The following is an 11847-nucleotide window of genomic DNA, read 5'->3' as shown; positions in this document are numbered from 1 at the left end:
ATGAAGCGCCGGGCTGACCGCTTCGCCCGTCGCATACGGCCGCACTAGCCCCCGACCTGCCCTTCCCACACGACTTGTCGAGTTCCGACGCGGCTACAAAAGCGCCTAACGATTTATTCCAGATAGTCCGATATGCCCTGTTCATGTCGATTCCTTGGTAAGTGAATATGACTCTATGCAAATTGCATGGTCACAAGCCCGCGTACTCGTCCATTTAATTAGGATCACTATATGTAGTGATCAAATGGATGAGTTGCGGTTGATGCTGCTTTAGCGTTTGAACTGCGGTGTCTGCTTCCGCTCTCGATGACGAATCTTTAGCGCGAGCGAATCCCGTCCTCCCGGCAGGAGGAGATATTCGTACGGCTGGTGATCGATGAGGGCGGCTAGACGACTTTCGTTTTCGCGCGACCTGTCCGCACAGACGGTGTGCGGGCCGCTATCTCAGGAAGGTCCGAAGGGAAGCGATAGAGGAACGGCATTAGCACCGTGCGGCACTAATAGCCGGGCAGGATGAGGCTTTTCTTGTGCGGGACTTTCTGCCGACTTTGCTATGCCTGGAATACTCATGATTACCGAACCCCCTCAGTAAACTGCCGCTTCCTCGTGCACGACTGGGTAAACGATCTTATGTGACGCAGTCTGCGTCGTATTTCATCGACAGCTATTCAGGCACTATTTGGGACGATGACTACTGGAGTATTTCCGTTGGCCTGGTTATTCTTGTCATCGCATGATGTAACGAATAGTAAGTTCAGTGCCCGATCGAACTTTCTCATATGACTTTTTATTTGTCTACATTGAGTTCCAATTAATGATCGGGTATTGCCAAATTTAACAATTTGACCCTTTGAACCGTCCACAGAGATTCATCGGCGAATCCGCTCCCGGTTACCCAGCGGGACTTCCTCGTCCTGTCCAGTCACGGCGAGAGGCCTACTGGATATGGTCTTCCGACGATCATCAAATAGTGTGTACGCCTTGTTCGCCCGTCGGCCGCGACGCACTACCGGGGTCTACAGCTGGAAATTTCCGGGCCGGAGCACGATGATTGCAAAGGCCTTGCGCCTTCTTCATGACTCAGACATTCATAATAGTGTCATTAATAAAACAAGAGACGATCGCTAATTCCCATAAGGATTTCCTTATTCGGAAACGGTAGCCGGCCAGACACTTTTAGCTTTGCGGCCATAGCCGCAGACAGCACCGACAAGGCTTTGCCGGTGACAAGAGCGAAGAATGAGGACTAAAGGGTGGGGTGGGCGATTCGTGAGCGAATCGCATAAAGCAATAGCACTGCGCATGAAAATGAGCGCTATGCGATTACTGCGCCAATTGCGGGAAGCGGGTTATTCCACTGCTATTCCCGAACCCAGCCCCTGAACGATGGACGAAACAACCCGACGCGCTTCGGCATCGGGTTGCGGGGGGAGCGGTTCGCGCAGGCTTCTGAGGAAGAAGCCGGTGAGGCTGGCATGGATGACCGCCGAGGTACGGCGTGCATCCAGATCGGGACGCAGCTGGTTGCACGACATCGCGGCGCGCAACGCGTGCTCTATCTGCGTTTCGGCATGGCGCCGGCTGCCGTCCATCCTGTGCCAGAACACTTCGGTCTCGAGTGCCGGTTCGCAGCGCGACAGCAGGATCGTATAGAGACGTCGTGCAGACCCGGCAGACAGCACCTGCGTGAGAAGGAAGGTCAGATTGCGTTGAAGCTGTCCGAGCGGATCGTCGCCCGACCCGCCTGCCTCGACGAGAAACGGGTCCACCGGCAACGACGCATCGTCGAACAGCGCTTCGAAGACTGCCAGCTTGTTCCTGAAGTGACCGTACACCGCGCCGCGGGTGACGCCGGCCGCATCCGCAACATCCGACAGCGATGCGCGCGACAGACCGCGCTGGATAAAGACGTGTTCGGCAGCGTCCAATATATGCGCGCGGGTATCGAGCGCGTGTTGCCTGGTTCGTTTCATTGCCCAGAGTCCTGCCGAACATTGGCGCGCGCCGACGTGGCGCCGAACCAGATTGATCCGGCGCGTTCGTGGCGGCAGCGGGTGTGTCACCCGCCAGCGCTCACGAACGCGCCTCCGCCAGGGGCGGCCGGTTCTCTCAGGCCTCGGCTTCGCCGTCGTGCCCTTCCGCAAGACGCAGCTTGTGCGTGACTTCGTCGAGCTTGTCGCCGAGCATGCGGCGCACCGACACGTAGAACACCGGGATCAGCAGCAAGCCGAAAACCGTGGCGAACAGCATGCCGCCGATCACGCCGGTGCCGATCTCGTGCCGCGACGCCGCCCCCGCGCCGGACGAGATCACCAGCGGGAACACGCCGAGGATGAAGGCCATCGAGGTCATCAGGATAGGTCGCAGGCGCAGCTTCGCCGCGTTCAGCGTGGCGTCGTACAGCGTCATCCCGTGAGCCTGGCCGTCCACCGCAAACTCGACGATCAGAATCGCGTTCTTCGCCGCCAGCCCAATCACCGTCACCATGCCGATCTTGAAGTAGATGTCGTTCGGAACGTTAAACAGCAGACAGAACGTCAGCATGCCCAGCAAGCCTAGCGGAACCACCAGCAGCACGGCAACCGGTATCGACCAGCTCTCATACAGTGCGGCGAGGCAGAGGAACACGATGAATATCGACAGAACCGTCAGCAGGGTCGCCGAGTTGCCGGCCAGGATTTCCTGATACGACTGTCCTGTCCAGTCCGCGGCGAAGCCCGGCGGCAACGACTTGTTGACGATGTTCTGGATCGTGTCCATCGCCTGGCCGGTCGAGTAACCGGGCGCCGAGTTGCCGACGATCTCGATTGCCGAATAGCCGTTGTAGCGCGGCAGCGCCTGCGGACCCACACCCCAGTTCGTCTTCACGACGCTCGACAGCGGCACCATGTTGTACGGACTGATCGCGCTGTTGCTGACCGACGGATTGACCGGCGTCTGGTAGCCGCTCGAGTTGGTGGTCGTGACCGTGCTGCTCGAACTGGCGGTAGTGGACGACGTACTCGTCACACCGGTCGGCGTGAAGGTGTGCTGGAGTGAGTCGAGTCCCATCCGGAAAGGTGCATCGGCCTCCAGATAAACGCGCTTCACACGACCTGCATACGTGAACTGGTCGATGTAGTTCGGCGCCAGCTGCATCTGGATCGCTGCATAGACGTCGGTCAGCGACAGGCCCATCGACTGAGCCTGCACGCGATCGACAGTCAACTGCAACTGCGGCGCCTCAGGCAGCGAGTTCGGGCGAACACCGAAGAGCACAGGGTTCTTGCTGGCGAGACCCAGCAACATGCCGGTGGCCTTGCCCAGTTCCGCCCGCGATTGGCCGGCACGCGCCTGCAGGTACATGTCGACCCCGCCGAACTGGCTCAAGCCGCGAATGGTCGGCAGATTCACGACGAAGATCTGCGCATCGGAGATGCCGTGCAGGATCCCGTTGGCCTCCGGGATCAGCTGCATGGCCGTCTTCGAGCGCGCTTTCCAGTCGGTCAGCTTGATGAAGACCATGCCGACGTTTTCGCTGTTACCGACGAAGCTGAAGCCCTTGACGTCGAAGATCCCCGCAATGTCCTTGCCGATATCGCTTTTCTTCAGCTTGTCGCCGATCTCGGCCATGACCGTGCTGTTGCGCTCCAGCGTCGCACCGGTCGGAAGGCTGACGAGTGCCAGCATGAAGCCCTGATCCTCGTCGGGAACGAAGGACGTCGGCAACCGGGTAAACAGGAACCCGGTCAGCACGGCGACCAGTGCAAACAGGATCATCCAGCGCGGCGCATGACGAACCGCCCGGCCGACCTGGCCGAAATACGTGGTGCTCAGCCGGTCGAATGCCTTGTTGAACCAGCGGTAGATGGTATTCGGTTTCTCGTCATGAGTCGGCTTCAGGATCGCCGCGCACAGCGACGGCGTGAACGACATCGCGAGGAACGCCGAAAAGCCCATCGAAATCGCGATCGTCAACGCGAACTGCGCGTAGATGATGCCGGTTGCCCCCGGTTGAAAGGCGGATGGCACGAACACCGCGATCAGCACCACCGTAATCGCGACGATGGCGCCGGTGATCTGGCCCATCGCCTTGCGCGTCGCCTTTTTCGGTTCGAGCTTCTCGTCGGTCATGATGCGCTCGACGTTCTCGATCACCACGATCGCATCGTCGACGATAATCCCGATCGCGAGCACCATGCCGAACAGCGTGAGCTGGTTGAGCGAGAAGTTCAGCGCCTTCAGCCCGATGAACGTGCCCAGCAGCGCGACCGGAATGACCAGCGTCGGAATGATGGTCGCCCGCAGGTTCTGCAGGAAGATCAGCATCACGAAGAACACCAGCACGATCGCCTCGACCAGCGTGCGGACCACGTCGGAGATCGATGCCGTGATGAACGGTGTGGTGTCGTAAGGCACGTCCCACGTGACGCCGGTCGGCAGATCTCTCGCGAGGATCGCCATCTCGGCCTTGATCGCCTTGGCGACCGACAGCGCGTTGGAACCGGGCAGCAGATACAGACCGAGGCCGCCCGCCGCCTTGCCGTTATACGTTGCGGAAGAACCGTACGACTGCGCGCCGAAGGTGATGCGCGCGACGTCGCTCAGGTGCACCACCGTACCGGTGTTGGTCGTCACCAGAATGATGTCCTTGAACTGCTGCAGCGACGAGAACAACGTATCGCCGGACACGGTTGCCGTGAACACCTGCCCCTTGACCGCGGGGTCCGCGCCCAGTGCCCCGGTGGCGAACTGGGCATTCTGTGAGTTCACCGCATTGAGCACCTGGGTCGTCGACAGCCCATAGCCTTGCAGCTTGTCCGGATCGAGCCAGATTCGCACGGCATATTCCGACCCGAGCTCGAAGGTATTGCCCACCCCGCTGATCCGCGCGACCACCGGCTGGATCTGCGAAGCGACGATGTCGCTCAGGCGCCCGGCGTCGATGGCGGGATTGGTGGACTGCAGGGCGATGAACAGCAGGATGTCCGGGCTCGCCTTGGCCACCACCACGCCTTGCTGCGTCACTTCGGTCGGCAGCAACGGCTGTGCGAGCTGGACTTTGTTTTGCACCTGAACTTCGGCGATATCCGGATTCGTGCCGGTCGCGAAGCTCAGCGTGATCGTCGCCGTGCCGTTGCTACCCGACGTCGAGCTGAAATACAGCAGGTTGTCGATGCCGGTGAGCTGCTGCTCGATCACCTGCGTCACCGTCGATTCCATCGTGGCGGCGTTCGCGCCCGGATAGGTCGCGGTAACCGTCACTTCGGGCGGCGCGATGTCGGGGTACGAGTCGATCCCCATGCGCGTCAGCGAGATGATGCCGAGCAGACAGATCAGGATAGGGATCACCCAGGCAAAGACCGGGCGATCGATAAAGAAACGTGGCATGAGTCAAACTCCTTACGACTTGTTGCCAGCAGGTTGACCGCCCGATGCGGGGGCCGAGCCGACCTGCGCTGAACTCGCGCCCGTCGCCGGCGCCTGCCATGGGCTGGCCTTCACCGCTGCCCCCTCACGCACGCTTTGCAAGCCCGTCACGATCACCTGATCACCTTCTGCCAGGCCGCCTGTGACGATCCAGTTGTTGTGATAGCTGTCGGTCGTGTTGAGATCCTTGCGCGCAGCCTTGCCGTCCGCACCGACGATCAGCGCGTACGCGCCGGCGGTATCGCGCTGGACAGCCTGCTGCGGAACCAGGAACACCTTGTTCTGCTGGCCAAGCGCGACGTTCAGCGACACATACATGCCGGGCAACAACTGATGCTGCGGATTCGGCAACCGCGCACGCAGATTGACCGCCCCGGTGGTCGAATTCACTTCGACGTCGGAGAAGTCCAGCGTCCCCACCTGTTCATACGGGTGGCCGTTGGGCAGGACCACCTGAACGGCAGTGTCGTTCTGCGCGGCGAGCGCAACGTTGCCCTGGCTTTGCGCCTGACGCAGCGTGATCAGATCGGCGGCGCTGATCGTGAAGTTCACGTAGAGCGGATCGATCTGCTGCACGGTCGTGAGCAACGTGCCGCCGGAGCCGGCGTCGGTCGTGCTGCTGCCGACAACCGCGCCGACCGTGACCTGCTGCTGTCCGGCAATGCCGGTGATCGGCGAGGTCACCTTCGTATAGCCGAGGTTGATGCGCGCACCGTCGACCGCGGCCTGATCCGCCTTGACCTTGGCCGCGGCGCTGCGTTCTGCCGCATCGGCATCGTCGACGGTTTGTTGCGAGACCGAGCCGACCGGCAGCAGCTTGCGATCGCGCTCAGCGATGATGCGATCGTTCACGTAGGTCGCCTGATCCTGCGCGAGCGTCGCGAGATCGCTGTTGAGCACCGACTGATAGAAGGTCGGATCGATCTCGAACAGCAACTGCCCCGCCTTCACGTCGCCGCCTTCCGTATAGGCGCGCTTGACGAGCACCCCGGAGACGCGCGCGGTGACATTGGCGCTGTAATAGGCAGACAGCCGCCCGACGAGGTCGCGGGTCAGCGGCACAGTCTGCAGCTGGGCCTTCACGACGCCGACCTGCGGCGGCGGTGGCGCCGGTGGAACGGCCTTGCCGCAACCCACGAGGGCAAGGAAACTAAAGGACAGCAGCGACGCGCGCACAGGCAGTAACGTCATAGGACACCACGCTTGCATGATCGTGAAATGGAAAGGACCGGGAGTCGATGCGAAACGGTCGGCAATGGACAGCACCTCGAGGCCGGTCTGAATGGACCGGCTCGCGGCGCGCAATACAACACGTGATCAGGACATCGCACCTGAACCGAACACGATAAATCAAACGGGATAAACCTCTGCATGCTCACTGCGCCGGAGAGGCTGACGTGGATGCCGCTGCCGCTGCCGGTTGCTGCCCGGACGACGCGACGGTATCGGCCGCCCTCCCTTTCTCGTCATCCCACTGCCAGCCACCACCGAGGTTCCTGACCAGCGAGACGCTGCTCTGCGTCAGCAGAGCCTGCGTATCCACCAGGTTTTGCTGCGCGAGCAGCAGTGTGAGCTGCTGGTTCAGCAGGCTCTGCTCGCTGACGGAGCCCACCTGAAACTGTGCCTGCTCGCTTTTGAACAGCTGCTGGTTGCGCTGATAGATGTTCGAGAACGCATCCGCCTGCTGCTGCAGGTGGTTCCACGACGACAGGCCATCCTCGACGTTCTGGAATGCAGTCAGCACCGCTTGCCGGTAGGCCGCGACATTTTCGTCATAGGTCGCACGCGCTTCGCGTACTGCGGCCGTGCGTGCGCCGCCATCGAAAATCGTCTCTGCAAGGGACGGGCCGAGTGTCCAGAAACGGTTCGGCAGCGAGAACAGATTGGCAAGTGTGTTGTGCTGATAGCCGCCTTCCGCCGACAACGTCAACGTCGGGAAAAATGCTGCTTCGGCCGCGCCGATCCTCGCATTTGCCGCGGCGGCCGTGCGCTCAGCGCTCACGACGTCGTAGCGCCGTTCGAGCAGTTGCGACGGCAGTGCGAGCGGCACGGCCGGCGTGACGAACGCGTAGTGCTGATTAGGTTCGATCGAGAAACCGCCGGGCGGCACACCGATCAGCACCGCAATCGCATGCTCGAACTGCTCGCGGGAAGTTTCCGTCGTCTGCAGATCGGCGATCACTACTTCGAGCGTATCCTGCGCGATCAGCACGTCGTCGCTGGACGACGTGCCGACCTTGAAGCCAGTACGCGTCATTTCGAGGATGCGGGCATCGATCTGTTGCTGCTGCTTCAGCAGATCGATGTCGACATCGGCCTGACGTAATTCGAAGTAATTGGTGGCGATACTGGCGGCGATCGACAGACGCTCGCCGGCCAGTTGCGCGTCGCTGGCCTGCGCGCTTTCCTTCGCCGACTCGAGTTCACGCCGGAATTGTCCCCACAGATCGAGTTCCCAGCTTGCCGAGAGGTTGGCGCTGACTGAATTGCGCACACCCGCGATCGATGCACTCGTCGAACCGGTGCTTGCCCCTGCCGCACCCGCTCCGGTGCCCGAGCGCGAACCCGAGAAACCTGCGCTGACCGTCGGGAACAGGCTGGCCGTGTTGGCCAGCACGGTTGCCTGCGCTAACCGATAGGCGGCTTCGGCCTGGGCAATCGACTGATTGGCCTTGACCGACTGTTCGATCAGGTGCGTGAGCGTATCGTCGTGGTAGTCGAGCCACCACGTGCTGGACAACGACGCCTGCGGATTGGCCTGCGCCCGCTGCCAGTCCACCCCTTCCTTGAAACTGGCGGGAATCTCGACGGTCGGCTTGCGATAGTCCGGCCCGACCGCGCAGCCCGTCGCAATCAACACCGCAACGGCTATGCAACCGTACTGCAGGGCGCGTCGACTTGCCCGCGCCATAGGCAACTTTCGGGTACCAAAGCTGGGGGATACGTTCATTCACGAACCTGCGGATGAGGATTGACCCTGGGACAATTTGTTCCAAGCGTAAGATATTCTAATCAACGAATCAATTAATATATAATTACAAAGCCTTCAATTCTTAATAGATATATTAATGAAAAAGTTAAGACAGCCTGCTGGCCGCACGGCTTCGAAACCGAAGGACGCGCGAGAGTACATGCTCGACACCGCGACTCGACTCTTCTCCGAGCAGGGTGTGGGCTTCACTACGATCGCACAGATTGCGGCCGCCGCCGGGGTAACGTCGGCGATGGTGCATTACTATTTCACAAATCGCGACACATTGCTCGACGCAATTGTCGACGAGCGTCTTGCCCCTACGGTTCAGTTTGTCTGGGGGCCGGTGACGGAAGCATCAAGTGATGATCCTTTCGAAATGGTCGACGCACATATCGGTCGACTGTTCGTTATTGCCGAACAGATGCCATGGCTACCGTCGCTCTGGATGCAGGACAATCTGTGTGAAGGCGGTCTGCTGCACAAACGGATGGAGAAGCACCTGCCGTTCGAAAAGAGCGCGCTATTTATCAAATTGATCAAGCGCGCACAGCGGAAGGGGATCGTCAACCGGAAGATCGACGCCCTTTTGCTGGTCAATTCGCTGTTCACGCTGGTGATGACGCCGCTCGCGACGTCGCAGTTCGCAGGCCGGTTTCCCGGCGCGACCACGGTCACACGGCCGATGCTCGAGCGGCACGTGAAGGCGCTGGTGACGGGCGGGATGCGGCCGCTCGATGCGGGACCGCGTCGTTGACGATCGGGTGGTTTGGGAAAGAACTGGGTAGGTTCACGCGGAACGCATGAACCACCGTATGAAACGCCGCATGAAACAGACGTCGCAGCCCGTTGCGGACCGCGACGCCCAACACTCAGTGAACCAGGCTCGAGAAATTACCGCTCGGATAAGCGCTGTTCATCCAGGTGGCAAACCGGTTCAGCTGTGTGCCGTCGACCCCTTCGGTACGCATCAGCGGAATACGGTTGAACGCCCACGTCGGGAAATTCTCGACGGTTGGAGTATCGCCACGCAGCGTGCCCGGCACGTAGTCGATCCAGCATAGAGAACGCAGACTCCAGCCGCACCACGTCGATTCCCCGGACGCCGGGTTCGCACCCAGACGCTGCCACTTCGACACGTCGAAGCTGGTCGTGCGATCGAGCCACGTCGTGAGGAACGCGTTGACCACCGCCTGCTCCGTCGTGGGCGCGACGCCCTTCCAGATGCCGCTCTGACCGAAGTCCCACACGTCCATCGGACTCGTGTCGCGCGTGGTCCAGCCGCGATTCACGTCCGTGACGCCGACGCCGTTGTCCATCTCCTGCGCGCCCTTCACGACGAACAGCAACTTGCGCGCCGGCTCGGTCCGCCCGCTCGCCGACGACAGATCGTCGAACAGTCCGTATGCATACTGCCAGTCCATCGGCAGATGCACGAGATGCGCACCGTTGCCTGGATTGAGCAGCAACTGCATTTGATACCACTGGTTCGCCTTCATGATGTCGGCGACAGGGCTGCCGAACATGCTGGCGTTCACCGGGAAACCGAGGATGTGCGGCGACACGTTGAACACAAAGCGCCAGTAGCCGCACCAGCCGCGCGCCTCGACCTTCGTTCCGTTGTGCGCGGTCCACGCCTGCGGACACTGCGCTTCGAGATTGAAGTCCTGCGCGAGCTCCCACGACTTCAGCAGTTGCCATTGCGCGGTGCCGTACAGGTTCTCCTGCTGCGCGACGGTGTACGAACCCGACGTGCCTTCGTTCGGCGGCGTGAAGTGATCGCCCAGTTGATCGCCCCAGTAGTAGAGATCGTTGAAGATGTCGCCTGACTTGCCGGTCGCGTAGGCTGCGCCGCCCGCCGCGAGTTGCGCGCGCATGTTGTAGGTCGCGTTGCCGGTGCCCTCGCCCGCGTACATCTTGTTCAGATTCGAGTTCGTGAAGTAGTCGCCCCACGCGTCCTTCGGATGGATGTGCGGCACCCAGTGATTCCAGTCCGGCAATTGCAGACTGATCGGAATTTCGCGCGCATTCAGATGGCCGCCAGTCGCGATCGCGCTCTTGTTGATACCGCTCGGGAAGATCGCGTTCAGCGTGTCGAGGTCGTTGTCGGACACCGCTTCGAGACCCGCGCCACAAGTCCAGTTGCGCACGTCGCCGGCATCGAGGCCCGGCCCCGGCTGATATGGCGGATTCCACGGACGGCAATGCGGACCCGGCACGCCGAGCGTGCTGTTCAGGCTGCGGATGTAGCTCGCGATCTGCGCGCCCTGATCGCTCGTCAATCCATGAAACTGCGCGCGCACGGCGATCGCATAGTTCGAGTAGTTGAAGCGCTGCAGATCCGAACCGTTGGCCGCGTGGCAATCCATGCAGTGCGCCTTCAGTTGATGCCCGGGATTGATCGGCGATTCGAAGAGCGTCGCGGCCTGCCACAGTTGCGCGCCGGCGGCGATGTCGGCGGCCGTGTTGCGCGGCGGGGTCCATTTCGTCGGATCGTCGTCGGTGAAGTTGCTGCTGTCGACGAGACGGTTGCCGGACGCGTCGAGCAGATTCAGCGCGAGCACGCGATAGCCCGACGAGATGCCATCGGTCTGGTTAAAACGGAAGCTGACGAGATTCGAACCGTTGACGGCACCGCTCACCGCGACGCTCATCTTGAGCGTATCGAAGCCGCCGCCGATACCGCCGTAAAAACTCCCCGCCCCTTCGATCGTGACGTTCGCGTTCTTCAGGTCGACCCACGGGCCGTCGTTCACTTTCACCGAACCCTTTGCGTCGTACGACAGGTTGTTCACCTGCAGCCACACCCGTTTCGCCGTGCCGCCGTTCGGCACGTTCAGCCTGGCCGTCACGACCGAGCCCGCGACGCCCATCACCTCGAGCGGCATGACGGCCGCGCCGGCCTGGGTCGACGTGGGATTGCTCGGACCGGATGCGAGGCCGACCGGATTGCTCGTCGGGACCTGAGTCGTCCCGCCCGGGTTCGCCGCGGCCGGGTTCGACGTAGCCGCGTTCGACGTCGCGTTGCCGCTGCCGCCCCCGCCGCCGCCACATCCGGACAGATTCAATATCGATGTCGCGAGCGCGGCCAGCGACAGAATACGCAAAGCGCGAATTATATTGTTTGTCATTTAAAATGGCGTTCCGGTCCAATCAGAGGCCGAATCTTATACGTTATTTAATAATATTCATCCATTTTACCCGGCGCTTTCATTCCGTTACATTTCCACATCCGGCTACGAACAAGCCCTTCGGGGAACGAGCATGCAGAACCCTCACAGCCCCGCAATACAAGGGTTTTTAGCTGTTTACATGACCTCCTGAAGTGTGGTCCAGACCACATTGAATACGCGCAACGCGAAGTAAAAATGACTTTTGTATGAACGAATAAATCGAGGAATTTTATTTACCCATAATGCGAACATTCGCGAATCGCGGATTAAATCCGGCGATGCCGAAAATGGATT

The 11847-nt window shown here is 60.8% G+C and carries 6 protein-coding genes and 1 pseudogene; 1 reads left to right on the top strand and 6 read right to left on the bottom strand.

Annotated elements, in window-relative coordinates; all coding sequences use genetic code 11:
* Positions 1 to 43: 43 nt before the first annotated feature.
* From ACREXZ_RS12820 to ACREXZ_RS12800, 5 genes and pseudogenes are all read right to left on the bottom strand, one after another.
* Positions 44 to 145: pseudogene (locus ACREXZ_RS12820) on the bottom strand (ESPR domain-containing protein); the annotation flags it as partial.
* A 1204-nt stretch (positions 146 to 1349) separates the two neighbouring features.
* Complete coding sequence (locus tag ACREXZ_RS12815; RefSeq protein WP_431764445.1) at positions 1350 to 1973, bottom strand: TetR family transcriptional regulator; 624 nt, start codon at positions 1971 to 1973, stop codon at positions 1350 to 1352.
* A gap of 136 nt (positions 1974 to 2109) precedes the next feature.
* On the bottom strand, positions 2110 to 5370 hold the full coding sequence (locus ACREXZ_RS12810) for an efflux RND transporter permease subunit (RefSeq protein WP_431764444.1): 3261 nt from the start codon (positions 5368 to 5370) through the stop codon (positions 2110 to 2112).
* Between the two features lie 12 nt (positions 5371 to 5382).
* A complete protein-coding gene (locus ACREXZ_RS12805) occupies positions 5383 to 6600 on the bottom strand; it encodes an efflux RND transporter periplasmic adaptor subunit (RefSeq protein WP_431764443.1) in 1218 nt (405 codons plus the stop codon).
* Positions 6601 to 6784: 184 nt separating this feature from the next.
* Positions 6785 to 8320 (bottom strand): efflux transporter outer membrane subunit, encoded by a 1536-nt coding sequence (locus tag ACREXZ_RS12800; protein ID WP_431764442.1) that lies wholly within the window; start codon positions 8318 to 8320, stop codon positions 6785 to 6787.
* Between the two features lie 220 nt (positions 8321 to 8540).
* Between ACREXZ_RS12800 and ACREXZ_RS12795 the strand changes: the two genes are divergently transcribed.
* Positions 8541 to 9137 carry a TetR/AcrR family transcriptional regulator gene (locus ACREXZ_RS12795; RefSeq protein ID WP_431764441.1) on the top strand — a complete coding sequence of 199 codons (597 nt, stop codon included), beginning with the start codon at positions 8541 to 8543 and terminating at the stop codon, positions 9135 to 9137.
* A gap of 115 nt (positions 9138 to 9252) precedes the next feature.
* On the opposite strand, the gene ACREXZ_RS12790 is transcribed toward ACREXZ_RS12795, so the two are convergent.
* Positions 9253 to 11511, bottom strand: a complete 2259-nt coding sequence (locus ACREXZ_RS12790; protein WP_431764440.1) for a hypothetical protein — start codon at positions 11509 to 11511, stop codon at positions 9253 to 9255.
* Between the last annotated feature and the right edge of the window lie 336 nt (positions 11512 to 11847).

Origin of the sequence: Paraburkholderia sp., from assembly GCF_050742655.1 — a bacterium.
GTDB lineage: Bacteria > Pseudomonadota > Gammaproteobacteria > Burkholderiales > Burkholderiaceae > Paraburkholderia.
Note: the sequence above shows the minus strand (reverse complement) of the source record. Positions and strands in the feature narration are given on the sequence as shown.

Coding starts and splice junctions, on each gene's coding strand:
- ACREXZ_RS12815 (WP_431764445.1), bottom strand. CDS start 1,973: ATGAAACGAACCAGGCAACACGCGCTCGATACCCGCGCGCATATATTG.
- ACREXZ_RS12810 (WP_431764444.1), bottom strand. CDS start 5,370: ATGCCACGTTTCTTTATCGATCGCCCGGTCTTTGCCTGGGTGATCCCT.
- ACREXZ_RS12805 (WP_431764443.1), bottom strand. CDS start 6,600: ATGACGTTACTGCCTGTGCGCGCGTCGCTGCTGTCCTTTAGTTTCCTT.
- ACREXZ_RS12800 (WP_431764442.1), bottom strand. CDS start 8,320: ATGGCGCGGGCAAGTCGACGCGCCCTGCAGTACGGTTGCATAGCCGTT.
- ACREXZ_RS12795 (WP_431764441.1), top strand. CDS start 8,541: ATGCTCGACACCGCGACTCGACTCTTCTCCGAGCAGGGTGTGGGCTTC.
- ACREXZ_RS12790 (WP_431764440.1), bottom strand. CDS start 11,511: ATGACAAACAATATAATTCGCGCTTTGCGTATTCTGTCGCTGGCCGCG.